General features: G+C 69.8%; 29 protein-coding genes and 3 tRNA genes. 14 read left to right on the forward strand and 18 right to left on the reverse strand.

Going from position 1 to position 22,690, the window contains the following annotated elements; genetic code table 11:
• Both IEX91_RS07910 and IEX91_RS07915 read right to left on the reverse strand, forming a co-directional pair.
• Positions 1–900: a DNA-3-methyladenine glycosylase family protein gene (locus IEX91_RS07910; RefSeq protein WP_188878182.1), complete on the reverse strand. Its 900-nt coding sequence runs from the start codon at positions 898–900 to the stop codon at positions 1–3.
• Between the two features lie 103 nt (positions 901–1,003).
• On the reverse strand, positions 1,004–1,246 hold the full coding sequence (locus IEX91_RS07915) for a UPF0058 family protein (RefSeq protein WP_188878184.1): 243 nt from the start codon (positions 1,244–1,246) through the stop codon (positions 1,004–1,006).
• Positions 1,247–1,389: 143 nt separating this feature from the next.
• On the opposite strand from IEX91_RS07915, the gene IEX91_RS07920 reads away from it, so the two are divergent.
• Positions 1,390–1,788, forward strand: coding sequence for a translation initiation factor IF-2 subunit beta (locus IEX91_RS07920; RefSeq protein WP_188878185.1), 399 nt, complete (start codon positions 1,390–1,392; stop codon positions 1,786–1,788).
• Between the two features lie 7 nt (positions 1,789–1,795).
• Here the strand turns inward: IEX91_RS07920 and IEX91_RS07925 are convergent, their stop codons facing one another.
• From IEX91_RS07925 to IEX91_RS07935, 3 genes are all read right to left on the reverse strand, one after another.
• The gene (locus IEX91_RS07925; RefSeq protein ID WP_188878186.1) at positions 1,796–1,981 is read right to left on the reverse strand and encodes a DUF7836 family putative zinc-binding protein; all 186 of its coding nucleotides are present in this window, start codon (positions 1,979–1,981) and stop codon (positions 1,796–1,798) included.
• Positions 1,982–2,028: 47 nt separating this feature from the next.
• A complete protein-coding gene (locus IEX91_RS07930) occupies positions 2,029–2,421 on the reverse strand; it encodes a DUF2267 domain-containing protein (protein WP_188878187.1) in 393 nt (130 codons plus the stop codon).
• A gap of 65 nt (positions 2,422–2,486) precedes the next feature.
• Positions 2,487–2,771, reverse strand: coding sequence for a DUF357 domain-containing protein (locus IEX91_RS07935; protein WP_188878188.1), 285 nt, complete (start codon positions 2,769–2,771; stop codon positions 2,487–2,489).
• 145 nt (positions 2,772–2,916) lie between these two features.
• Here IEX91_RS07935 and IEX91_RS07940 point away from each other — a divergent pair, with 145 nt between their 5' ends.
• Entirely contained in the window at positions 2,917–4,242 is a 1,326-nt protein-coding gene (locus IEX91_RS07940; RefSeq protein ID WP_188878189.1) for an FAD-dependent oxidoreductase, read from the forward strand.
• 144 nt (positions 4,243–4,386) lie between these two features.
• Here IEX91_RS07940 and IEX91_RS07945 read toward each other — a convergent pair whose 3' ends face one another.
• Positions 4,387–4,965: a DUF2391 domain-containing protein gene (locus IEX91_RS07945; protein WP_188878440.1), complete on the reverse strand. Its 579-nt coding sequence runs from the start codon at positions 4,963–4,965 to the stop codon at positions 4,387–4,389.
• Positions 4,966–5,039: 74 nt separating this feature from the next.
• Between IEX91_RS07945 and IEX91_RS07950 the strand changes: the two genes are divergently transcribed.
• From IEX91_RS07950 to IEX91_RS07975, 6 genes are all read left to right on the forward strand, one after another.
• On the forward strand, positions 5,040–5,225 hold the full coding sequence (locus tag IEX91_RS07950; RefSeq protein ID WP_188878190.1) for a hypothetical protein: 186 nt from the start codon (positions 5,040–5,042) through the stop codon (positions 5,223–5,225).
• 63 nt (positions 5,226–5,288) lie between these two features.
• Positions 5,289–6,152, forward strand: coding sequence for an NOP5/NOP56 family protein (locus IEX91_RS07955; protein WP_188878191.1), 864 nt, complete (start codon positions 5,289–5,291; stop codon positions 6,150–6,152).
• Positions 6,149–6,793 carry a fibrillarin-like rRNA/tRNA 2'-O-methyltransferase gene (locus IEX91_RS07960; RefSeq protein ID WP_188878192.1) on the forward strand — a complete coding sequence of 215 codons (645 nt, stop codon included), beginning with the start codon at positions 6,149–6,151 and terminating at the stop codon, positions 6,791–6,793. The genes IEX91_RS07955 and IEX91_RS07960 overlap by 4 nt, the downstream gene beginning before the upstream one ends.
• A 48-nt stretch (positions 6,794–6,841) precedes the next feature.
• Positions 6,842–7,915: a glutamate--cysteine ligase gene (locus IEX91_RS07965; RefSeq protein WP_188878193.1), complete on the forward strand. Its 1,074-nt coding sequence runs from the start codon at positions 6,842–6,844 to the stop codon at positions 7,913–7,915.
• A gap of 69 nt (positions 7,916–7,984) precedes the next feature.
• Entirely contained in the window at positions 7,985–8,530 is a 546-nt protein-coding gene (locus IEX91_RS07970) for a winged helix-turn-helix domain-containing protein (protein WP_188878194.1), read from the forward strand.
• A 40-nt stretch (positions 8,531–8,570) separates the two neighbouring features.
• Complete coding sequence (locus IEX91_RS07975; RefSeq protein WP_188878195.1) at positions 8,571–9,050, forward strand: phosphopantetheine adenylyltransferase; 480 nt, start codon at positions 8,571–8,573, stop codon at positions 9,048–9,050.
• Positions 9,051–9,062: 12 nt separating this feature from the next.
• Here IEX91_RS07975 and IEX91_RS07980 read toward each other — a convergent pair whose 3' ends face one another.
• A complete protein-coding gene (locus IEX91_RS07980) occupies positions 9,063–9,371 on the reverse strand; it encodes a transcription initiation factor IIB family protein (RefSeq protein WP_188878196.1) in 309 nt (102 codons plus the stop codon).
• Between the two features lie 82 nt (positions 9,372–9,453).
• Here IEX91_RS07980 and IEX91_RS07985 point away from each other — a divergent pair.
• Positions 9,454–9,538: transfer RNA gene (locus IEX91_RS07985), tRNA-Leu, on the forward strand.
• Between the two features lie 272 nt (positions 9,539–9,810).
• On the opposite strand, the gene IEX91_RS07990 is transcribed toward IEX91_RS07985, so the two are convergent.
• Positions 9,811–10,206: a pyridoxamine 5'-phosphate oxidase family protein gene (locus tag IEX91_RS07990; protein ID WP_188878198.1), complete on the reverse strand. Its 396-nt coding sequence runs from the start codon at positions 10,204–10,206 to the stop codon at positions 9,811–9,813.
• A 101-nt stretch (positions 10,207–10,307) separates the two neighbouring features.
• On the opposite strand from IEX91_RS07990, the gene dacZ reads away from it, so the two are divergent.
• Both dacZ and IEX91_RS08000 read left to right on the forward strand, forming a co-directional pair.
• A complete protein-coding gene (gene dacZ / locus IEX91_RS07995) occupies positions 10,308–11,129 on the forward strand; it encodes a diadenylate cyclase DacZ (protein ID WP_188878199.1) in 822 nt (273 codons plus the stop codon).
• Positions 11,129–11,896, forward strand: coding sequence for a mechanosensitive ion channel domain-containing protein (locus IEX91_RS08000; RefSeq protein ID WP_188878200.1), 768 nt, complete (start codon positions 11,129–11,131; stop codon positions 11,894–11,896). Before dacZ ends, IEX91_RS08000 begins: the two co-directional genes overlap by 1 nt.
• A 23-nt stretch (positions 11,897–11,919) precedes the next feature.
• On the opposite strand, the gene IEX91_RS08005 is transcribed toward IEX91_RS08000, so the two are convergent.
• The gene (locus tag IEX91_RS08005; protein WP_188878202.1) at positions 11,920–12,501 is read right to left on the reverse strand and encodes an acyltransferase; all 582 of its coding nucleotides are present in this window, start codon (positions 12,499–12,501) and stop codon (positions 11,920–11,922) included.
• Between the two features lie 110 nt (positions 12,502–12,611).
• On the opposite strand from IEX91_RS08005, the gene IEX91_RS08010 reads away from it, so the two are divergent.
• Positions 12,612–12,836 carry a TrmB family transcriptional regulator gene (locus IEX91_RS08010; protein WP_229772823.1) on the forward strand — a complete coding sequence of 75 codons (225 nt, stop codon included), beginning with the start codon at positions 12,612–12,614 and terminating at the stop codon, positions 12,834–12,836.
• Here the strand turns inward: IEX91_RS08010 and IEX91_RS16600 are convergent.
• The 3 genes from IEX91_RS16600 to IEX91_RS08020 all read right to left on the reverse strand — a co-directional run bounded on the left by IEX91_RS16600 (position 12,817) and on the right by IEX91_RS08020 (position 16,510).
• Complete coding sequence (locus IEX91_RS16600) at positions 12,817–12,987, reverse strand: HEWD family protein (RefSeq protein ID WP_326838209.1); 171 nt, start codon at positions 12,985–12,987, stop codon at positions 12,817–12,819. The genes IEX91_RS08010 and IEX91_RS16600 overlap by 20 nt on opposite strands.
• Before the next feature lie 84 nt (positions 12,988–13,071).
• Positions 13,072–15,453 (reverse strand): ATP-dependent DNA helicase, encoded by a 2,382-nt coding sequence (locus tag IEX91_RS08015; RefSeq protein ID WP_188878204.1) that lies wholly within the window; start codon positions 15,451–15,453, stop codon positions 13,072–13,074.
• A 55-nt stretch (positions 15,454–15,508) separates the two neighbouring features.
• Positions 15,509–16,510, reverse strand: coding sequence for a DUF5784 family protein (locus IEX91_RS08020; protein ID WP_188878206.1), 1,002 nt, complete (start codon positions 16,508–16,510; stop codon positions 15,509–15,511).
• On the opposite strand from IEX91_RS08020, the gene IEX91_RS08025 reads away from it, so the two are divergent.
• Entirely contained in the window at positions 16,419–18,116 is a 1,698-nt protein-coding gene (locus IEX91_RS08025) for an MFS transporter (protein ID WP_268238680.1), read from the forward strand. The genes IEX91_RS08020 and IEX91_RS08025 overlap by 92 nt on opposite strands.
• 48 nt (positions 18,117–18,164) lie before the next feature.
• On the forward strand, positions 18,165–19,682 hold the full coding sequence (locus IEX91_RS08030; protein ID WP_188878209.1) for an aldehyde dehydrogenase family protein: 1,518 nt from the start codon (positions 18,165–18,167) through the stop codon (positions 19,680–19,682).
• 3 nt (positions 19,683–19,685) lie between these two features.
• Here the strand turns inward: IEX91_RS08030 and IEX91_RS08035 are convergent, their stop codons facing one another.
• From IEX91_RS08035 to IEX91_RS08060, 6 genes are all read right to left on the reverse strand, one after another.
• A complete protein-coding gene (locus IEX91_RS08035; protein WP_188878211.1) occupies positions 19,686–20,522 on the reverse strand; it encodes a proline dehydrogenase family protein in 837 nt (278 codons plus the stop codon).
• Positions 20,523–20,823: 301 nt separating this feature from the next.
• A tRNA-Thr gene (locus tag IEX91_RS08040) sits at positions 20,824–20,897 on the reverse strand.
• 5 nt (positions 20,898–20,902) lie between these two features.
• Complete coding sequence (locus IEX91_RS08045; protein WP_188878212.1) at positions 20,903–21,421, reverse strand: GNAT family N-acetyltransferase; 519 nt, start codon at positions 21,419–21,421, stop codon at positions 20,903–20,905.
• Between the two features lie 46 nt (positions 21,422–21,467).
• Entirely contained in the window at positions 21,468–21,794 is a 327-nt protein-coding gene (locus IEX91_RS08050) for a DUF5785 family protein (RefSeq protein ID WP_188878213.1), read from the reverse strand.
• Positions 21,795–22,011: 217 nt separating this feature from the next.
• Positions 22,012–22,094: transfer RNA gene (locus IEX91_RS08055), tRNA-Ser, on the reverse strand.
• A gap of 79 nt (positions 22,095–22,173) precedes the next feature.
• Positions 22,174–22,686, reverse strand: coding sequence for a response regulator (locus tag IEX91_RS08060; protein ID WP_188878216.1), 513 nt, complete (start codon positions 22,684–22,686; stop codon positions 22,174–22,176).
• Positions 22,687–22,690 lie beyond the last annotated feature (4 nt).

Consider the following 22,690-nt stretch of genomic DNA (forward strand, 5'->3'; position numbering starts at 1 on the left):
TTAGCTCCCGTCCACGTCGTCGCCGCTCCGGAGATAATGGAAGACGTACGTCTGCGTGTATCCCGCGTTCGAGCCGAACGCCTCGCGGATCGCGCGCGATGTCTCGGCGTAGTTCCCCCTCGCGCAGTCGGGATAATACTCCTCGATGGCCGTGCGAATCCAGGTGTCCAGCGGGACGGCGTCGCGGTGGCCGAGCGAGAAGAGCGCGACGCAGTCCGCGACCTTGTCGCCGACGCCGACGAACCCCTTCAGGGCCTCGCGGGTCGTCTCGAGGTCCTCGCCGCGGACGTCCGACTCGGTCAGCTCGCCCGAGGCGACCAGCTTCGCCGTCCGGGCGACGTACGGCGCGCGGTAGCCGAGGCGTAACTCCCGGAGGTCGTCCTCGCTCGCGTCGGCGAGCGCGTCGGGCGTCGGGACGGCGTGATACGTCCGGCCGTCGAACGTTATCGTCTCGCCGTACGCCTCGCGGAGCGCCGCCTGCATGGCGAAGATCCGTCCGACGCGCATCTGCGCCGAGCAGATGAAGGAGACGAGACAGCCGAAGAAGGGATCGCGGACGATCCGCAACCCCCAGTACCGCTCGTAGGCCGCACGGATCAGGTCGTCGTCGCTCGCCCCCTCGCGGATCGCGGGGAGGTCGTCGTCGAGCGCGAGGAGGTCGAACAGACGCGACTCGGCGTCCGTCGTGCTCTCCCACTCCAACAGGCCGTCGCGCTGGCGGACGCGGATCACCTCCCCGTCGACGACGGTGCTGTACCACGCGTCACCGCCGCGGGCGCCGTCAGCGGCGTACGTCGCGTCGTCCTCACGGGTCCAGAGGTAGGTCTGGCCGCTCTCCAGCGTCGCCTGCAGGTCGAAGCCGCCGGCGAGGTCGGCGAGCGGCACCGAACCGGTTCGCATTGCGTACGCTCGGTTTCGCGGGGGCCAAAGCGTGTCGGTTTCGTCCGCGAGAACAGCCGTCGCTACGCGGTACGTGGATACGGACCCGGCTCGTCGTCGGGTTTCAGTCGGCCTGCGCCGCGACTTTCTCCGTTCCCTCCTCGGAGTCCATCGCGGTCGTGATGTCGTCGGCCAGCGCGAAAACAGCCGCCTTGTGGTCGGTCTTCGATTTGTGGATCGATGTCGGTCGAATGCCCAGTTCTTCGTAGCCGTCGAGGTCCAGGGAGGTCTCGCCCTCACACTTCGCGTAGTAGTTACCTACCTCTGCGAGAAGCCCGTGAAGGTGGATGAGCTCCTGTTTCTTCATGACATCACTCCCTATCGCCCGGAGGGTTATAGTATTATCTTGATAACTGTTATCACACGGTTATTCGGGCCGCAGAACGCGAGAGACGGCGATCGGGTAGTCGGGCTGAAACGCTTTTAGGCCGCCGGCGTTTCGGTCCGTCCATGGGATACGACGAGCAACTCGATCGGGCGATGACGGAGAAATCCGAGATCGACGCCGACGAGTCGCGCTTCGACGTTCCGGACCCGAACGTCCGCATCGAGGGCAACTTCACCGTCTACGAGAACTTCCAGGCGACCCTCGAACGCCTCGACCGCCAGCAGCGCCACGTCCTCCAGTTCATCCAGAACGACCTCGGGACGGCCGCGCAGATCGACGAGAACGGCCGCGTGCGTCTCACCGGGGAGTTCGACGGCGACCGGATCGCCGAGGCGCTCGACGACTACGTCGAGCGCTACGTCCGCTGCCCGGAGTGTGGCCTCCCGGACACGAACCTCGTCGAGGAGAACGACACGACGCACCTGCAGTGCGACGCCTGCGGTGCACGCACGCCCGTCTGAACGCGCCTTAGGACTGCAGCCGTTTCAGGTTCTCCAGGTCGCGCTCGGTGCGCATGAACTCGCTCGTCCGGTAGGTCGCCGCGCAGCCCGGACAGTCGAAGTTCTCATCGGACGCCGGGAGGTCGTTCGGCGACTCCTCCCACTGCTTCGTGCAGTCGGGGCACAGCAGTTGGACGTAGGCTTCGTTCGGCATACCCGTGAACTGGGCGGGCTGGCGAAAAAAAGGTACTGGCGAACGGTTCAGTAGTACGACTCGTCTCCGAGGAGTTCGAAGAGGTCGTCGTAGTCGGCGGGGAGCTGCGCGGTGACGTCGTCGAGCTCCGACTCCGGGACGGCGTCCGCGACGACGTCGACGACGACCTTCGCGTAGAAGGCCGCCTCGGCGGGGTCGACGCGAGCGCGCTGCGAGACGCGCGCGACGTACTCGTCGAAGTCGAAGAGCTGGCCGGAGTCGGCCGCGTGGAGGAAGCGGTCGATCTCCATCGGGAGCGGCCCGGCGAGGTCGGCGGCTTCGTCCGCTTGGAGGCGCTCGCCGAGCGTCTCCAGGACCGCCCGCGTCGCTCGGATGGCCTCGCCTCGGGAGGCGAGTTCGAGTCGATGCTGGACGTCGCCGACGAATTCGTCGTGGTCCATGCGCTTCGACGATACCGGCGCGTCTCGCCTAAGGATGGCGGCCGTCGGGACACCTGTTCACCGAGTCACTCGGTGAACAAGTGTCCCTCCGTCGGGACGTCGAAGAGGCCGATCCGAGCCCCGGCGTCCAGCCACGCGTGGCCGTAGCTGAACGCGGCGAGGGCGTTCACGGGGTCGTCGTGCTCGCGGAAGTGGCGACCGTCCTCGAGGTACGAGCGCGCCATCTCCTCGTACTCGTCGGTGGCGTCGGCGAGCGGCGTCCCCTCGGGTGCGACCGGCTCGGCCGCCGCGAGCGCTTCGGCGAGCAGCGCCTCGTAGCGATCCGTCTTCTCGGCGAGGTCGGCGGGCATACCCCTACTGCGTCGCCCGCTCGGGGTAAGGATATCGTCGTGGCCTCCGTGCACTCGCTTTTTCCGCCTCGCTCGTGCGCACGCGACACCGGCCAGCCTCCCGGGTGGCGCAACCTACAAGCCCCCGAGCCACGTTCTAGCGGGTATGAGCGATCATCCCCGCGTAGAGATTTACACGAAGACGGACTGCCCGTACTGTGAGAAGGCCAAGGACCTCTTCGACAGTAAGGGCGTGGACTACGTGACGTACAACGTCACGGGCGACGAGGAGCGCTTCGAGGAGATGAAAGAGCGCGCGAACGGCCGCGAGACCGCCCCCGAGGTCTTCATCGACGACGAACTCATCGGCGGCTGGGACGACACCTCCGCGCTCGACGCGACGGGCGCCCTCGACGAGAAGCTCGGGATCGCCGAGGAGACCGACGACGTCGTCGAGCACCGGAACCTCATCATCACCGGGACGGGCATCGCGGCGCTCACCGCCGGCATCTACGCGGCGCGCTCCGACAACGACCCGTTGCTCTTCGAGGGCGACGAGCCCGGGGGCCAGCTCACCCTCACCAGCGAAGTCGACAACTACCCCGGCTTCCCCGAGGGGATCAACGGCACGACGCTCGTCAACGACATGAAAGAGCAGGCCAAGCGCTTCGGCGCCGAACTCGAACACGGGATCGTCGCCTCCGTCGACGACGGTGTCCGCCCCTTCCGCGTCACGCTGGAGAACGGCGACGTCTACACCGCCGACGCCGTCATCGCCGCCTCGGGCGCGTCGGCCCGAACGCTCGGAATCCCCGGCGAGGACGAACTGATGGGGTACGGCGTCTCGACGTGCGCGACGTGTGACGGCGCGTTCTTCCGCGGCGAGGACATGGTCGTCGTCGGCGGCGGCGACGCCGCGGCCGAGGAGGCCGTCTTCCTCACGAAGTTCGCCGAGACCGTCTACCTCGTCCACCGCCGCGACGAACTGCGCGCGGAGGACTACTGGGAGAACCGCGTGCGGGAGCACGTCGAGTCGGGGGACATCGAAGTCCTCTGGAACACGGAGGCCACCGAGATCCACGGGAGCCCGCAGGACGGCGTCGACAGCGTCGACCTCGTCTACCACCCCGAGGGGCACCCGACGGCGAAGCTCGACGACGCGCAGACCGAGGAGCGCGCGCTCGACGTCGGCGCCTTCTTCGTCGCCATCGGCCACACGCCGAACACGTCCTACCTCGAAGAGACGGGCGTCGAACTCGACGACGAGGGGTACCTCCGCACGCAGGGCGGCCACGGCGCCGGTCAGACGAAGACCGACGTCGAGGGCATCTTCGGTGCGGGCGACGTCGTCGACTTCCACTACCAGCAGGCCGTGACGGCCGCCGGGATGGGGTCGAAGGCCGCGCTCGACGCCGACGAGTACCTCGAAGGCGCACTCTCCGGCGCCACCGGCGAAGCCGAGGGGAGCGCCGAAGCGCCCGCGGACGACTAGCGCGGTCCCGACGACGAGAGGACCGCGTCGTAGAACGGGCGTAAGCGAGTGACGCGAGCAGCGCGATCGTTACGCGATCGCGTTTACGCGAACGACGAATCCGTGAACAGCGCGATCACGTAGCCGCCACCTTCGCGCGAACGGTCACGAACCGGGGAGGATGTCGCCGAGTGCGGCACCGACGGCGGTCGGCGCCCACGCGACCGCGACGACGCACGCCGAGAGCCACGGCTCGGCCGTCCAGTCGACCTGTCCCCACCCCGTGAAGAGGAGTGTGGTGACGCCCATCGAGATGGTGACGACGCCCGCGAGACGACGGGGGATGACGCCGAAAATCGGGTTCTTGACGCGGACGTCCTGAATCTCCGCGACGTAGAGGATGCCGTACACCATCGCGACGGTCGCACAGAGGGTCCCGAACAGGTGGCCGACGTGCGCCGCCACGTAAGCGCCGACGTCGTGCGTTCCGCCTTCGACGACCATCGGGATGGCGAAGAGGACGCTCCCGAGCGCGGCCTCCGCGGCGTCCGCGCGGTCGAATCCGCGGATGACGCGCCCGAACGTCCCGCCATATCGGAGCTCGACCGCGGTCTCCATCGCCTCCGCGACCGCCTCGCGGGCCTCCTCGCTCTCGACGTGCGCTTCGAGCGCTTCGAGGTCGTCCATGAGGTCGGAGACGTCCGCGCCGTCGTCATCGTCGTCGTCCGTCGCCGTATCGCCCATGTCCTCGATGACGGCGCGCCGATACAAAAAGTCGGCCGCCACGCCCTTGTCTCCCGAGCCGTTCACCGCCGCACATGCCCGAGTATCCGAAGCCGCACGAACTGGAGACCGGGATGACCGTCGAGATCGAGCGCGGTGCGAACAGGGAACCGATCATCGGCGAGATCGGTGCGGTGATCGGTGAGGCCGACCCGACGGGGGCGGACGTGAAGCTGAAGTCCGGCGCTCGCGGTCGCGTCCGGAAGGTCACGCACCAGTAACGTCCCGTCTCCGCCGCCCCGCGTTCGGGAACGCCTATACGACCGGGCGGCATAGCCCGGCGCATGACCGAACAGACGCCCGCGGGTGACGCGGGCTGGTTCGCCGGTGTCGAGCGCGACGACACCGACGCCGCGGCCGCGGCGATACGCGAGGGCCGCGCGGACGCGCCCGCCGACTGGCCGGAGCGAGCGCTCGACGCCGGATTCGCGGCCGACGCCGACGACTACTACGACGCGCTTCACGAGGCGACGGTGGCGGCGACGCGCCGCGCCGTTCGGGAGGCCGAGTCTGCCGACGACAGGCAGCTCGTCCACGCGATCCGCGCGATGGACGACCTCGCGTCGACGACGAACGAACTCGCCGAGCGCGTCGCGGAGTGGGGCGGCACGCTCGACGACGAACCCGGGACGGGCGTGGCCTACGCCCGCGATCTGGCGGCCCGCGATCCCGAGACGGCGGCCGAGGAGCGCGTCGTCTCGCTCGCGGCGCGGGTCGTGGCCCTCGCCGACGAACGCGACGCCGAACGGGAGTTCCTCGAACGGACGGTCTCGACGGTCGCGCCGAACCTCGCGTCGATGGCCGGCCCGGTCCTCGCCGCGCGCCTGATCGAACTCGCGGGCGGTCTGGAGTCCCTCGCCAAGATGCCCTCGGGCACCGTGCAGGTGCTCGGCGCGGAGGACGCGCTGTTCGCGCACCTTCGCGGAAACGCCCCCTCGCCGAAGCACGGCGTCATCTACACCCACGAGTACGTCCGGGGCACCCACCCGGACGAGCGCGGGTCGGCCGCGCGAGCGCTCGCCGGCAAGCTGACGATCGGCGCGCGGATCGACCACTACGCGGGCGACTACCGCCCCGAGGTCGAGGCCGAACTCGACGAACGCATCGAGACGATCCGCGCGCGACGCGACGACGGAGGCGCGAAATGAGCGACGACGACCCCGACCTCCCGGCGGGCGTCGCGCGCCGCGACTTCGGCGACGGACCCGCGCTCGCCACGCGCGGCGAGTCGGTCTACGGCGAACCCACTGGCGACGGCTGGCGGCGCTGGGACCCGCACCGCTCGAAGCTCGGCGCGACGATCGAGAAGGGACTCGACACCGGTCTCAGCGCGGACGCCTCCGTCCTCTACCTCGGCGCGGCGAACGGGACGACGGTGAGTCACGTCGCGGACGTCGCCGGACCGACGTACGCCGTCGAGTTCGCGCCGCGCTCCGCCCGCGACCTGCTCGGCGTGTGTGACACCCGGTCGAACCTCTTCCCCCTGCTGAAGGACGCCCGCAAACCGGAGACGTACGCGCACGTCGTCGAAGCGGATCTGGACGTGCTCGTACAGGACGTCGCCACCCGGGGCCAAGCGCGCGTCGCGGTCGAGAACGCGCGGTTCCTCGCCGACGACGGACGTCTCGTCCTCGCGGTCAAGGCCCGGAGCGAGGACGTCACCGCGGCTCCCGAAGCGGTCTTCGACGAGGCGCTCGCCGACCTTCGGGAGGCCTACGACGTGCTCGCGCGCACACCCCTCGAACCGTACCACGACGACCACCTCGCGGTGGTCGCGACCCCGCGCTGAGGGCCGCCTTCGGTACTTATAAACTCGCCCCTCTCGAAGGCCGGGTGAATGACGACGGGTTCGCCGGACGCGTTCAGTGAGCTCGGGACGCTCGGCGTCGAGGAGGAGTTCTTCCTCGTCGACGCCGGTGGGCGTCCGACGGCGGGCAGCGACACGCTCGTGTACGAGGCCGACCCCCCGGAACTCTTGGCCGACCGCGTCGACCACGAGCTGTTCAAGTTCGTCGTCGAGACGCAGACGCCGAAACTCGACGGGGTCGAGGACGCCGGTGCGGCGATCCGTGACGTCCGGGAGGCGCTCGTCTCCTACGCGGCCGAGCACGGGTACGGCGTCGCCGCCGCCGGCCTCCACCCGGGCGCGCGCTGGCGCGACCACGAACACGCCGAGAAACCCCGGTACCGATCGCAACTCGATCGCATCCAGTACCCCCAACACCGGAACACGACCGCGGGGCTCCACGTCCACGTCGGCGTCGACGACGCCGATAAGGCGATGTGGATCGCCAACGAGATCCGGTGGTACCTCCCCGTGATGCTCGCGCTCTCCGCGAACTCGCCCTTCTGGAACGGCCACGACACGGGTCTCGCCTCGGCCCGCGCGAAGGTCTTCGAGAACCTCCCGAACACGGGGATGCCGACGGCGTTCGACTCGTACGCCGAGTTCGACGCCTTCGAGGAGCGGATGGTCGAACACGGATCGATGGAGGACCGCGGCGAGATCTGGTGGGACGTCCGCCCCCACTCGGGACACGGCACGGTCGAGGTTCGCGCGCCCGACGCCCAGCACGACCCCGCGGTCGTCGAGGCGTTCGTCCGCTACGTCCACGCGCTCGTGCTCGACCTCGCGGAGCGCTACGCGGACGGCGAGACGGGGTACGGCCACCGACGCGAGCTCCTCGACGAGAACAAGTGGCGCGCGACGCGCCACGGCCACGACGCCTCGTTTATCGCCCGCAGCGGCGAGGACACGGTGACGCTCGGTGACGTCGTCGAGCGTGAGTGCGACCGCCTCGGCGTCACGGGCATCCGCGACGTCTACGAGGCCGAGAGCGGCGCGGCGTTCCAGCGGCGCGTCCGCGACACCGAGGGGGCGCGCGCGCTCTACGACGCCATCCGGCTCTGAGGCGAGCGAGGACGGGGCGAGCAGGAGGTTTTTACGCTCCCGGGGCTTGTGTTCTCCCGAGAACGACATATGTCCGAGGACACCGACACACCCGAGGAGGGAGAGCGAAGCGCGCGCGACCGACTCGGCGAGAGTGCGGATCGGGCGCGTTCGGGGTTCGACGAGCGCGTCGTCGACATCCTCTCGTGGATGCTCGACACCGAGACCCGCGCCCGCATCTACGTCTACCTCCGCCAGCACCCGTGGAGCACGAGCGAGGAGGTCGCCGAGGGGACCGGACTCTACCCGAGCACGGTGCGCGAGGCGCTCGCCGAGCTCGCCGACGAGGACACCGTCGAGCGTCGCAAACGCGAGAGCGAGGGGGCCGGCAACAACCCCTACGAGTACACCGCGATCGCGCCGAGCGACCTCGTCGGCGGCGTCGTCGGCGGCGTACAGGACGAGCTGAACACGATCTTCACGCTGGGACGCGAGGACGAACGCGACGATCAACCGGTCCGTATCGAGGTCCACGGGGACGAGAGCGACGCCGACGCGTCCGACGACGCGGACGCCGCTGCGACGGGCGAGGACGCCGCCCCCGCGGGCGACGACGCGCCGGACCGGAACGCCTGAGAACCAAACTGCTAAACATGATGGAACCCTCGCCCGGTGTATGAACGTTGCGCTGGGCGGGACGTTCGACCCCATCCACGACGGCCACCGCGCGCTCTTCGAGCGCGCGTTCGAACTCGGGGACGTCACCGTCGGCCTGACGAGCGACGACCTCGCGCCTCGGACCCGTCAGGAGGAGCGCTACGTCCGCTTGTTCGAGGAGCGAAAACGCGATCTCGCGGACGAACTCGAACGGTTCGCCGACGAGTACGGCCGTGACTACGAGATCCGTACGCTGACCGAGCCGACGGGTATCGCCGTCGAACCCCAGTTCGATGCGCTCGTCGTCTCCCCGGAGACCGAAGCGGGGGCCGAGCGCGTCAACGAGATCCGCCGAGAGCGTGGCTATGACTCCCTCCGAATCGAGGTCGTCCCGCGCGTCGCGGCCGACGACGGCGGCGTCATCTCCTCCACCCGGATCGTGAGAGGCGAGATCGACGAACACGGCACCGTGACGCCCGACGCGACGCCGCGCGAATAACCACCGACCCCGCTACCACGACGGCGGTTCGAGACCCGCGTCCGCGAGGAGGTCCTTCCACCGGCTCTGTACGGCCTGCCGCGAGACGTCCGCGGCCTCTGCGACCGCCGTCTGCGAGCGCTGATCGCCCGCGACGAGCGAGCCCGCGTAGACCGCCGCCGCGAGCGCCGCGCGCTTCGAGCGCTCTTCCTCTGGAACCCCAGAGAGGAAGAGGTCCTCCGCGCTCGAACGCGCCTCGGCGTCGAGATCGAGTCTGTCCGCGACGCGGTCGAGTTTCGCCACCCACTCGGCGTTCTCGAACGCATCGCCCGCGCGATACATGTCTCGCGTGAGGTGGTGAAGGGACATAAGCCCACGGCGAAGGCGACACGCTCTTAGGGAACTCGGCCGTTCGTCCACGTGCGCACGGGTAGCCAAGCCTGGCCAACGGCGTAGCGCTTAGGACGCTATCCCGAAGGGGTCCGCCGGTTCGAATCCGGTCCCGTGCATTTTCTGTCCGAGCGAAGCGAGGACGAAAACCATCCGGGCCGGATTCGGGCCCTATCAGGCGCGCGCAGCAGCGCGAGCACGTCTGATTTCGGTTCGAATCCGGTTCCGTGCATCCCCTCCATCTTTTCCCGACTCGGCTCGCCTCCGGCGACTCCTCGTCGCAGAAACATGGGTGAAAAAGACCCGCGCGATTGAGTTCGCTGGCGAGTCCGCGACTGAACCGTCACAACCGTGGCGCATCCGACCGCCACTCCACCGCCCCGTTTCCGCCCTACTGACCGGTGATGACCTCGTCGGCCCGGATCCGCAGGAGGACGCGCTCGCTCTCGATGGGGACGGCGTAGTCGTCGCCGGTGTAGCGGTGCGCGAGGGCGTCGATGTGTTCGCGCGCGCCGTCGGTCGTGATCTCGGCGACCTCGCCGGTGACGGAGAGGAAGCGGTAGTCGTCGTCGGGGTCGGTCATGCTCGCGGCGACCGTCGGGTCGCGTTCGGCGTTGCGGGCCTTGCGGCGGTGGCGTTCGGTGTTGACGAGTAGGCGGTCGTCGTCGGCGTCGTAGCCGATCCAGACGGGCGTCGCGTGCGGCGTGCCGTCGGGGTTCATCGTGGTGACGTGTGCGATGGTCGCCTTCTCGAAGAGGTCGTGGTACGCGTCGGGGATCGTGGCCATGCGCGTGAGTTCGGCGGCCGGCCACGTAGTCCTTCGTCCCCCGGCAGACGGACGTCAGACGGGTCACAACCCTTTTTGCCGGCCCACGAGTCGTAACGCTAATGTCTGCGCTGAAGGATCTTCTCGGCGAACTCGTGACGGACGTCGACGCGCTGGTGTCGTTCTCCCCCAGCGGGTCGTATTACGAGCGCGCGCGGGACGCCACCGACGGGGGCGACGTCGACCTGATCGTGGTGGGCGCGGAGAACACGGTCGGCGCGGACGCCTTCGTCGAGCTCCCCCTCGAGTTCGCCGAGGTCACGGAGCGCGTGCGGTTCGGGATCGAGGGGGCGCTCGACAACGAGTACCTCTCGGACGGCGACGACGTCGCCTGCGCCACCGCGGTGTTCGACGACGACGTCGACACGGTCTCGCGGGTGCGCGTCGACGCCGAGCGCCACTCGGGCGTCTACGACCTCTTCGTCAACTCGCGGGCCGATCCGGCGGTCATCCGCGACGTCCTCGACGTCGTGATCGAACTCGGACAGAAGGGTCAGAAGGGCAAGCCGGTGGGCGCGCTGTTCGTCGTCGGCGACGCCGGGAAGGTGATGAACAAGTCTCGGCCGCTCTCGTACAACCCCTTCGAGAAGAGCCACGTCCACGTCGGCGATCCGATCGTGAACGTGATGCTCAAGGAGTTCTCGCGGCTCGACGGCGCGTTCGTCATCTCCGACTCGGGAAAGATCGTCTCCGCGTACCGCTACTTGGAGGGGTCGGCGGAGGGCGTCGACATCCCGAAGGGGCTCGGAACGCGGCACATGGCGGCGGCGAGCATCACGCGCGATTCGAGCGCGATCGCGGTGGTGTTGAGCGAGAGCGACGGGCTCGTCCGCGCGTTCAAGGGCGGTGAGCTCGTCCTCGAACTCGATCCGGAGGCGTATTGATGGACGTGCAGACGCTCGTGACGCGGGACGTCGACTACCTGCTCGCGCTCGGCGTGCTCGTCGTCGGACTCGTCGCGGGCTACCTCGTCGGACGGCTGAACGCCCGCCTCCTCCGGGCGGCCGGCGTCCCGACGGCCGTCGAGGGGACGAGCGTCGAACGGACCGCGCGGCGGTTCGGCACGTCGATCGTCGCGCTCCTCGCGCGCTTCTCCTCGCTCGTCATCTACGCCGTCGCGGTCGTCCTGGCGCTCGCCATCACTGACCTCGTCGACCTACGCGCGCTCTGGTACCGACTCGTCGGCTACCTCCCCGCGGTCGTCTTCGCGGTCGCGGTCCTCGTCTTCGGCGTCCTCGTCGGCGACAAGGTCGAGGTGGTCGTCTCGGAGCGCCTGCGCGGGGTGAAAGTCCCGGAGATCGGCGTGATCCCGCTCGTCGTCAAGTACGGCATCGTCTTCGTCGCGGTGCTCGTCGCGCTCGGCCAACTCGGCGTCGCCACCCTCCCGCTCGTCATCGTCTTCGCGGCCGTCATGCTCGCGCTCATCGTCTTCGTCGCCGTCGCCGCGCAGGACCTCCTCGCGTCCGCCGCGGCGGGCGTCTACGTCCTCCTCAATCAGCCCTACGGGATCGGTGATCACGTCCGCATCGGCGAGACGAGCGGGATCGTCCAAGAGCTGGACGTCTTCGTGACCTACATCGAGGACGACGGCACCGAACACGCCGTCCCGAACGCCCACGTCTTCGAGTACGGCGTCGTGAAGGAGCGCTAACCCCCCTACCCCTCCTCTACCCCTCACCCCTCGTCCTCCCGCCCCGCCTCGTCCGTTTCGCCGCCGCCAGCGTCCGCGCTGTCAGCGCGCTCGTCGCTCGTCCCGTCTCGCCCGCGTTCGAGCGGTTCCGCCGGAACGCCCGCGACCGTCGTCTCGGGGGCGACGTCCTCGGCGACGAGCGAGTTCGCGGCGACCTGCGCGTCGCGGCCGATCGTGACGCCAGGGAGGACGATCGCGCCCGCTCCGATCATCGCTCGCTCGTTGACGACGACCTCGCCCGTCCGGTACTCGTCTTGGAGGAACTCGTGGCAGAGGAGCGTGGCGTCGTAGCCGACGATGGCGTCGTCCGCGACGGTGACGAGCTCGGGGAAGAAGACGTCCGGCGTCGCCTCGAGTCCGAAGGAGACGCCGTCGCCGACGGTCATCCCGAGCAGCCGGTAGAGGACGACCTTCAGCCGGAGGCTCGGCGAGTGGCGCGCGAGCACGATACAGGCGTAGTTGAGCGCGACGCGAACGACCCCCTTCGCGTCCGGCCAGTGACGCAGCGCGTTCCCGGGTCCGGGCGTGGAGTGGCGCGCCAATCGGTCGTGGCGGCGATCGGTCATACCCCGCGTTCGTCACCGTCTCCCGTGAATCCCGCGCTCCGCCCACGGAATTTCGACGACTGTCGTAGCTAGGGTTTATGGTCGTCGTACCCATCACTACGCGTAACGAGATGCAAGCGCGACAGATGCCGAAGGGAGTTCCCGAAACGGTCGAATCGGCGCGAGGAAAGCTCGTCTATCTCTTCTTGCAGTTCCACGAGGGGGCGACTCTCGACGAGCTCCGCGATGGCCTCGACCTCCAACGGATCACGCTGTTCAGTATCCTCAAGACCCTCAAGGAACGCGGCGTCGTCGATCGCGACGGCGAAGTGTACGTTACCGCTCGACCGGCCTGAACTCGCCCGTTACGTCCCAGTCGTGGATACAGGCTACTTCCCCCTCGTTACCCTCGGGTACGCGCCACGCGTCGACGTCTTCGTTCCAGGCTTCCGTTCGTCCACATCGGACGCAGGAGCGCTCTTTCGGCGAGCGAATGGTGAGACTCATACGCACACGTAACGCGCCGATGTGTAAAAGCCTACGCTTCTTCGGCAACGATTGTCACCCGCGGCCACGGGTTCCTCACGGTCGTTATCCCCAGAATCCGTCCAACTTCGGTCCGAGGAACTCCGGCGTCATCCGGACGAACTCCTCGCGCTCCTCCCGGCCGAGGTAGCCGTGAACCGATCGGGGTGCGTCCGCCGTATAGCGCTCGTCGACGAAGGCGCGCACGCCGCGCTCGTCGCGTCCCCGCACGACGCGTCCGATGGCCTGTCGCGCGCGCCGGACCGCCGGTACCGTCAGCGCGTACTCGAAGGCGTTCTCCTCGCCGAACGCGTCCGTGTACGCCCGCTTCACCGCACGGATCCGCGGCGACGCGACGTTCACGAGCGGGACGCCGACGACCGCACAGCAGTGGAGTTTCTCGCCGTCGTAATCCACCCCCTCCGTCAGCGTCCCCCGCGTCGAGGTGACGAGCACCTTCCCCGGCCCCCGGAAGAACGCCCGCTTCAGCCGCTCCGTCTCCTCGTCGCTCGAACTCGAGTCCACCAGTACCTCCTTCTCCACCGCGTCGGTGAGGTAGTCGCCCGCCCACGCCGCCTCGCGGTAGTTCGGCATGCAGACGAGGACGTTCCCGTGGCTCCGCGCGAGCGTTCGGAGGACGTAGCGGTACTCCTCGCGGGTCGCGTTCGCGTTCTCGCTCGTCGGCGCACCCCGGTTCCGCGCGGTGAACGCCTCCGCCGCCACCGTCCACGACGCCCGGTTCTCCTCGGGGAACGGCAGGTCGTACGAGCGCTCCGCGACCGGCCGCGGGTCGTCCGGATCGTCCGCGAGCGCGTCGAGGCCGACGACCTCGCGGAAGACGTCGAGCGGTTCGAGCGTCGCGGACATCAACACGCCGCCGCCGAGGCCGGCGAACACGTCGCGGACCGCCCCGCCCGGCATGCAGTTGTACGTCACGAGCCCCGCGGTGTACGTGGCCTCCCACGGCTCGCCGCTCGGGGCCTCCGTCGGCGCGTGTTCGAGTTCGATCTCCCGGAAGTGCGTCGCGTGATCCCGCTCCCACCAGTTCGTGAAGACGCTCCCGACGGCCTCGCAGACCGTCGCGCGGTCCTCCTCGTCGAGGACGTCCTCGACCGCCGTCCCGACGGCGCGGAGGCGCCGCCAGAGATCACCGGTGTATCCCTCCCGCTCCGCCCACCGGGTCAGCTCGTCGGGTTCGGCGACGTCCGGATCGCGCAGCGGGAGTTCGACGTCGTGCGCCGGCCAGTCGCGCTCGCCGTCGAACTCCGCGGCGAGGCGTTCGGTCACCTCGCCGGTCAGCCACGCCGCGACGTCGTCGTAGAAATCCCGGGCGCGCTTCACGTCGCCGACCGTCACGTCGAAGTCCGCGAGATGCGCCGCCACCTCCTCTTTCGCGCCTTCGCTCTGGTTCGTCCGCGCGACGAGTTCGCTCAGGTCGTTGCGCGCCCGCCGGAGCGTCTGGCGACCGATGCGCTCCGAGAGCAGATCGCGCACGCGCTCCTCGATCCGGTGGGCCTCGTCGACGATCACGAACGTCTCCTCGCCGACGACGCCCTCGATCAGCGGTCGGCTCTGCGGATCGAAGAGGTGGTTGTAGTTCCCGACGATCACGTCCGCCTCGCCGAGGAGGACGCTCTGGACGCGGTGGGGACACGTCCCGGCCTCGACGGCGGCCGGCAGGAGATCGCGCGACGTGACGACGTGTTCGTCGCCCGCCGAGAAGTCGATCGGCGACCCGCGATTGCGGCCGTACCAGTCCGCCTCGAACGGACAGAACAGCGGTTCGTCCTCGTCGAACTCTGCATCCGCACTCGGCTGGACCGGGACGTACGGCGAGGCCGCCCCCGCCGTCTCCAGCGTCGACTGATCGATCGACTCCCGGCCCGGACGCGCGCTCTTCGCCAACGCACGGGCCGTCACCGGGTCCCACCACGCCTCCTCGATATCCTCGTCCGTCCGGATCGCCGTGAGGTCGTCGAGTTCCGCGCCGTCGTCGCGCGCCCCGCCGTCGCCCGCCTCGACCAGCTCGGCGGTCGTCTCCCGCAGGTCCTCACAGCGCTCGTGCGTGCTCGCGTCCGCGGGGAAGACGTCCTCGCGGCCGTACGGGCAGAGGTCGCGCTTACCGACGAGCGCCACGCTCCGCAGGGGATCGTCGCTTTCGGCGTTCATCGTCCGCAGGTCGTCGACGAACTGCCGGAGCTGCTGTTTGACCGGCGTGACGACGAGGACGTTCTCGTAGACGCCACGATCACAGAGCGTCGCGGCGGCCGTCAGCGCCGCCATCGTCTTCCCCGTCCCACACGCCCCCTCCATGGCGAGATAGCCGCCCTCGCGCCCGACGTCGACCGCGGCCTCGATCGCGTCCGCTTGGTTCTCGTACGGCTCGTCGAAGCCGAAGCGCTCGCGCCACGCGGCCCCCGCCTCCCCCTCGACGTCGGCGTCGCTCATTCACTTCGACTGGGGCCCGCTCGCATTTGAGTGTCGGGATCGTCGCGCCGACGGTTCAGAACCCGAGGTCGATGGGGAGCGCGCCCTTCGTGTATCCCTCGACGCGTCCGCTCGGACGCACGCGGAAGACCGCGGCGGGCCGGTGTTGGACGTCCGGCTCCGCCGCGAGGAGCGCGCGCCAGTCGTCGTCGGGGAAACTCGAACAGTCGACGAGGAGCGTTGCGCCGCCGCCGTGTTTCGCCAGCTGGCCGTCCGTCTTCGTCGCCACGGTGTCGCGGATCGCGGCCGTCGGCGTCCCCGCGGAGCGCTCGTTCACCGGGAGCGGGCGCGTCACCTCGACGAGGTGGGCCGCCGATCCGTCGGGGCGCTCCGCGCGGAAGTCCAGCGAGTGACCGGTCGCCACCTCGATCTCCGGGGTGACGTCGTAGCCCGCCTCGTGGAGGAGCCACGCGGCGTCGAACTCGCCCATCGCGGCGCTCGTCCGCGTCAGATCGAGGTACTCGGAGGTGCCGAGCTTCCCCGCCATCACGTGCCGGTGCGGTTCGAGGATCCCGGTCTTCAGGAAGTCGTCGTAGAACGCGAGCGCGTCGTCCCGGTCGGCGTCCGGGAAGCCCGCCGCGTGCTCGCGGAAGAACTCCCGGGAGGTCTCGCGGCCGTCCTTCGAGCAGAAGACCGGGAGGAAGAACCACGAGAGGTAGGTGTAGGGTTCGAGCCACGGGGCCTCGTCGTGGAGGCCGGCGAGGAACTCGCGTTGCGCCCACCGCGAGACGCCGTGCGGGGCCTCGTCGAACCCCTCCTTCTCCGTCCGCCAGAGCGCGCTCGGCGTCTCCGTGTTCCCCAGCCAGTACCCGCCGCTCCCGCTCTCGGCGTACGCGAAGAGCGCGACGTCGCCGTTGTCCATCTCGAAGCGCCGCGCCGCGTATCCCGACGGGGCGCGGTACCACGGCGACGTCGCCGTCGCGCCGATGTTCGCGTCGAGCGCCGCCAGCAGTTCGTCGCGGACCCGCCCCGCGCTCCACGTTTCGGTCGAACGCCTGAACCGGAGCGGTTGTGCCACGACCGACGGTAGTCGATCTGTCCGTTTACGTCTTCCGTCGGTCGGTCTCAGGCCGGCGCGAGCGGCGGAGGGCGGGCCTCACCGAGCTTCGGGTACCGCGGCGGACGCCGGTCGGGTCGCGGATGCGGATCGATCGCCCGCCCCGCCGGACCGCCCGCATCGCTCGATCGCGGACCGCCGCGAGTGCGCTTCCCTTTTGCCGCCGCCGCCCCCAGACCGTGGCGTGCGCGACACCGTGAACGACCGCTGGCTCTACGCGTGGGCGGGTGCGAACGTCGCCGTCGGCGCGCTCTCGCTGCTCGTCCCGCTCTTCATCGTCGGCCTCGGCGGCACCGCCTTCGACCTCGGCCTCTGCTGGTTCGCCACCTCGATCGCCATGGTGCCGGGCGCGCTCGGCGTCGGCACGCTGGTGGATCGCACCGGCCGCCACCGCCCGTTCGCGCTCGCCGGCCTCGCCGGGATCGCGCTCGCCACGGCGATCCTCCCGTTCCTCGACACCGTGGCCGCCGTGATCCTCGTCGACGCCGCCCTCTGGCTCTGCGTCGCCAGCGCCACTCCGGTGTTCACGACGCTCGTTCTCGCCGACGCGCCCGAACGCGAGTGGAACGGTCGCATCGCGCGTCTCAACCGCTATCAGGGGTACGGGTGGGCCGGCGGCCTCGTCCTCGGTGCGCTCTGGACGCGCCTCGCCAGCGGCGCGCTCGCCCCGCTCGCGTCCTCGTCGCTCGCCCTCCCCGGCGGCGTCGCCCTCGGACCGGTTACCCTGCCCGTCCAACGCTCGCTGTTCCTCGTCTGCGTCGCCCTCCTCACCGGCGCGACGCTCGCGGCCGCGCGGTGGCTCCCGACCAGCGACGCCGCGCCGAGCGCGAGCGCGCTCTCGCGCCGCCCGCGCCTCCTCGGCACCGCCCGCGGGGCGCTCAGCCCGCTTCTCCCGGGGCGACTCGTCTCGCTCGCGCGGACGTCGAACCCCCGCGCGCTCCTCCGCGGCGTCCGCCGCCCCCTCGCCGTCTACCTCGTCGCCGTCTCCGTCTTCTTCGCGGGGTTCAGCGTCTTCAGCGCGCCCCTCCCCGACTTCCTCGCGGGCGTCGGCTTCGGCGACGACGCCGTCTACGCCCTCTACGTCGTCTCCAGCCTCTCCTCGGCCGCGTTCTACGTCGGCGCGGGCGCGCTCGCTGACCGCTACGATCTCCGCCGCCTCCAGACGGGCGCACTGGGCTTCCGCGCGCTCGCGTTCCCCGCGGTCGCCGCCGCGGCCTCCGTGCTCGGCGCGCCCTCCGTCCCCAGCCTCGTCGGCGTCGCCGCCCTCAACGTCGTCGTCGGCCTCTCATGGGCCGTCGTCGCCGTCACCGCGAACACGCTCGTCGCGCGCTACGCCGCCCCCGACCGGCGCGGCGCGGCGCTCGGGCTCTACACCGCGCTCTCCTCGGGCGCCGGCGGCGTCGGCGGCCTCGTCGGCGGCTGGCTCGCCGCCCGCACCGACTACCTCCTCACCTTCGGCGTCGCCGGCGGCCTCGTCGTCCTCGGCGGCCTCGTCGTCTTCGCGCTCGGCTGGCTCGCGGACACGGGCCGCGTCGCGGGCGCGGCCGGCGCGGCGAACGCCGACTGACCCCGGACGCGGGGATGGGCTTTTCTTCGCCCCCGACGACGGGACAGTATGGCACCGCACGGCCACTACGTCGACGGCGACTGGCGCACCGGACAGGGAACCGCGACCTTCGAGAGCCGCTCGCCGGCGACGCGCGAGCGTCTCGGCGAGTTCGCCCGCGGGACGCCCGCGGACGTCGAGGAGGCCGTCGCGGCCGCGGAGGCCGCTCAGGACGAGTGGCGCGCGCTCTCCTACATCGACCGCGCGGAGTTCCTCTGGGAGATCTATCACGAGCTCAGAGACCGACACGACGAGCTCGGCGCGGTCGTCTCGCGGGAGTGCGGAAAGGAGATCAGCGAGGGGAAGGCCGACGTCACGGAGGCGTGGCACATGGTCGAGTGGGCGGCCGGGAACGCCCGCCACCCGCACGGCGACGTCGTCCCGAGCGAGATCGCCGCGAAGGACGCCTACATGCGCCGCAAACCCCGCGGCGTCGTGGGCTGTATCACCCCGTGGAACTTCCCCGTCGCCATCCCCTTCTGGCACATGGCGCTCGCGCTCGTCGAGGGGAACACGGTGGTGTGGAAGCCCGCCGAGCAGACGCCCTACTGCGCGCAGATCGTCGCCGAGATGTTCGACGACACCGGGATCCCCGACGGCGTCTTCAACATGGTGCAGGGGTACGGCGACGCCGGGAACGCCGTCGTCGAGAACGACGCCGTCGACACCGTGCTCTTCACCGGGAGCGCCGAGGTGGGACACTCCATCGCGGAGAAACTCGGGGGCGTCCCCGGGCGCGACGTCGTCCTCGAGATGGGCGGGAAGAACGCCGTCGTCGTCACCGAGGAAGCCGACCTCGACATCGCCGTCCACGCCGCCGTGATGAGCGCGTTCAAGACGACCGGCCAGCGCTGCGTCTCCGCCGAACGGCTCGTCGTCCACGAGGACGTCTACGACGACTTCAAAGCGCGCTTCGTCGACCTCGCCGCGGACGTCGCCGTCGGCGATCCGCTCGACGAGCGCACCTTCATGGGCCCGCTCGCCGACGCCGATCAGGTCGAGAAGTTCCGCGAGTACAACGCGCTCGCCCGCGAGGAGGGCGTGGACGTCCTCGTCGACCGCGCGGAGCTCGCCGACGGCGAGATCCCCGACGGCCACGAGGACGGTTTCTGGGTCGGGCCGTTCGTCTACGAGACCGACTACGACCCCGACCTGCGCTGCATCCGCGAGGAGGTCTTCGGCCCGCACGTCGCGCTCATCCCCTACGCGGGCGGCATCGAGCGCGCCGTCGAGATCCACAACGCCGTCGATTACGGTCTCGCGGGGGCCGTCATCAGCGAGGACTACCGACAGCTCAACTACTACCGCGACCACGCCGAGGTCGGCCTCTCCTACGGCAACCTCCCCTGTATCGGCGCGGAGGTCCACCTCCCCTTCGGCGGCGTGAAGAAGTCCGGCCACGGCCCCGCGTCGGCGCGCGAAGCCATCGAGGCCGTCACCGAGCGCACCGCGTGGACGCTCAACAACGCGACGGAGATCGAGATGGCTCAGGGGCTCTCCGCGACCCTCTCGACCGACGACGGGTAGCGCTCAGGAGAGCACGGCGCGCGCGGCGAACACGAGGTTCTCGCGGCGCTCCGCGACGCGCCGGTAGAAGTACTGGAGCCACTTCCCGCCGTAGGGCACGTACTGCGCCACCGCGTACTCCTCGGCGAGCGCGAACTGGGCGTCCTCACGGACCCCCATCAGCATCTGGAACTCGAAGTCCGTCCCGTGCTCGGCGGCGAGCGTCTTCGCGTGGTCGATCATCGCGGGGTCGTGGCTCCCGACCGCCACCTCGCCGTCGTCGTAGTGTGCGAAGAGGTAGTCGAGGCCCGCCCGGTACTGCTCGTTCACGGCCGCCTTGTCCGTGTACGCGACGGACGCCGGTTCGTCGTACGCGCCCTTGACGAGCCGGACCGCCGCGGGGACGTCCGCGAGGCGTTCGAGGTCGCCCGCCGTGCGACGGAGGTTCGCCTGCAGCGCGACGCCGACCCGTCCCGGGTGCGTCTCCGCGGCGCGTTCGACGACGTCCAGCGTCACGTCCGTCGTCGCGTGATCCTCCATGTCGACCCAACAGAAGACGTCGCTGTCGGCCGCGGCGTCGACGATCCGCAGGAGGTTCTCTCTGAAGACGTCCTCGCTGACGCTCACCCCGATCTGGCTCGGCTTCACCGAGACGCGGGCGTCGAGGTCCGTCGTGGCGATGTCCGCGAGCAGGGAGACGTAGGCGCCCGCATCCACGTCCGCGTCGCGGCGATCGCGGTAGTGCTCGCCGAGGAGGTTCAGGATCGCGTTTACGCCGCCGTCGTCGAGCGACGCGGCGTGCGCGAGCGCGGTCGCTGGTGACTCGCCCGCGACGAACCGGTCCGCGATTGGCGGGATCATGTCGCACTCTTGGTCGCTCGCGGGGATAAACGCACCTCCGGTTCGGAGGCGGCGCGATCCCGACTGCGCCGCTCGCGCTCGGAGCGTCGCCGAGACGGTGCACACAACGGTCGACAGGGCGGGCCAGCGGCGATCGCTGTCGGAACCCCCTCCCGATGAGAGAAGACCAGCGCTCGGGCTGACCCGCGGGTCTCCTGCTCCCCGACGACGCTCGTGCCGTCACGGGGAGACACCGTAGGAAAAACCGACGGTCCTTTCGCTGGCGGACGTCTCAGGAGTGGACCCTAAGCACTCGGTCGGAAGCCAAGGGAGGGATTTGAACCCCCGAATTCTCGATTACAAATCGAGTGCTTGAACCGCCCAAGCTCCCTTGGCGCGTCTCAGCGTTCGTCGCCCTCCTTTGTGTGCGTGTCGCTTTCCCCCGGCTTCTCCAGCACGCAGCGCTGTGGCCGATAGCCGCGGTCCTCGTAGAGGGCCCGCGCACGCTCGTTGTCGGCCATCACGGCGATCGAGAGGACGTCGACCCCGGCGTCACGGAGCGTGGCCTCAGCCGCGTCGAGCAGCGCGCTCCCGATCCCGCGATCGCGATGTGCGGGGTCGACGTAGACGTTGTCGACCACGCCGCGTGAGACGTCCTCCTCGTAGAGGCCGCTCTCGGGGTGGAACATGACGAACCCGACCGGCGTCCCGGCCTCGGTGCGTCGCGCGACGAGCACCCGATCGGTCGCCACGTACTGCGAGAGGACGTCACGGGCGGTCGTGCGGTTCTCGGCCGCGAGGAGATGCGTGCCGTGCGCGCGCTGGTCGGCGACGAGCGCGACCCAGAGGTCGACGAGCGTCTCGAGGTCGTCCATCGTCCCCGCCTCGATCACCACGCCGTCCGGTGCGCGTCGCGCCATCGCCGAAATCGACGAGCGCGTCGGCCTTAGGGCCGTCGCCTCCGCCTCACTCGCCGGTCGGGCGGTAGTCCCAGAGGTCGCCGTCGCGCATCCCCTGACCGACCTGCCTCCAGAAGTCGACCTTATCGGAGTACTCGTCGGCCTCGACGTGCTCGAAGATGTCCGCGACGGAGACGACCTTCCGGTAGTTGATCCGGACGGGATCGTCGCCGTACTCCGCGACGAACGCTTCCTTTTCGAGGGGGAAGTCCTCGTCCTCGTCGACCTTCTTCGAGAGGACGGCCATCCCGTACTTGCGCCCGCCCTCGCTCCCCTCCTCGCCGTCGGGGTCGTGGGGCCAGTCGCGGCCCGACTCGTCGTACATGTCCTCCATACACGGACGTGCGGTAGGGGTACCCAAAACGGTTACTCTCCACGCGCGCGTCGGCGTCGTGCTCACGTCCGCGCGCTCGCCTCGGACCGCCGTGCACGTCTCGTCTCGGTTCGATCGGCAGAAACGGCGAGACCGGGGTTCGAACTGGACGAGACGGGTCGCCCGTCTCGTATGCTCGCACCCAGCACGCCGGGCGTCTCACTCCGCTCGACAGCAACGGCGAGGCTGGGATTCGAACCCAGGAGGCTGAATGCCACCGGTTTTCAAGACCGGCGCGATAGGCCGCTCCGCCACCTCGCCGCGCAGCGTGTCGTTGTCGCTGGTCCCGTATGCGGCTTTCGGCATCGATCCGTGCCGGCCGTGGTCGTCGTCCCCGCGGCTACGCTTCGTCGGCGTCGTTCTCGGCCGGGGCGACGCGTTCGAGCGTCTCGACGAAGGTCTGTCGCCGGATGGGCTTCGTGAGATAGCCGTCGACGTCGTCCTCGCTCAGGACGGTGTCCTGCTCGTACGCGCTCACGACGAGGACTCGGCCGTCGAAGTCGGTCTCGTGGAGTCGTTCGACGATTTCGGGGCCCGTGAGGTCGGGCATCCGGCGATCGAGGACGAGCACGTCGACGTCGGCGTCGAGGGCGTGCAACGCCGCCTCACCGTCCGCGGCCGTCCGGCAGTCCCACCGATCCCCCGAGAGCCAGAGCCGGAACGTCTCGCGGAGCTCGTCGTCGTCGTCGGCGAGCAACACGGTGTCGGTCCGGTCGACGCCGGCGTCCGACTCGGCGTCGGAGATCGGCGCGAGGAACTCCTCGCCGGCGCCGCACACCTGGCAGGTCGCGTCGGATCGCAGGATCGAGAAGTTCTGCGCTGTCGAACACGCCTCACAGATCATCAACGCCATCGAG

It is taken from the genome of Halarchaeum nitratireducens (genome assembly GCF_014647155.1).
Classification (GTDB): domain Archaea; phylum Halobacteriota; class Halobacteria; order Halobacteriales; family Halobacteriaceae; genus Halarchaeum; species Halarchaeum nitratireducens.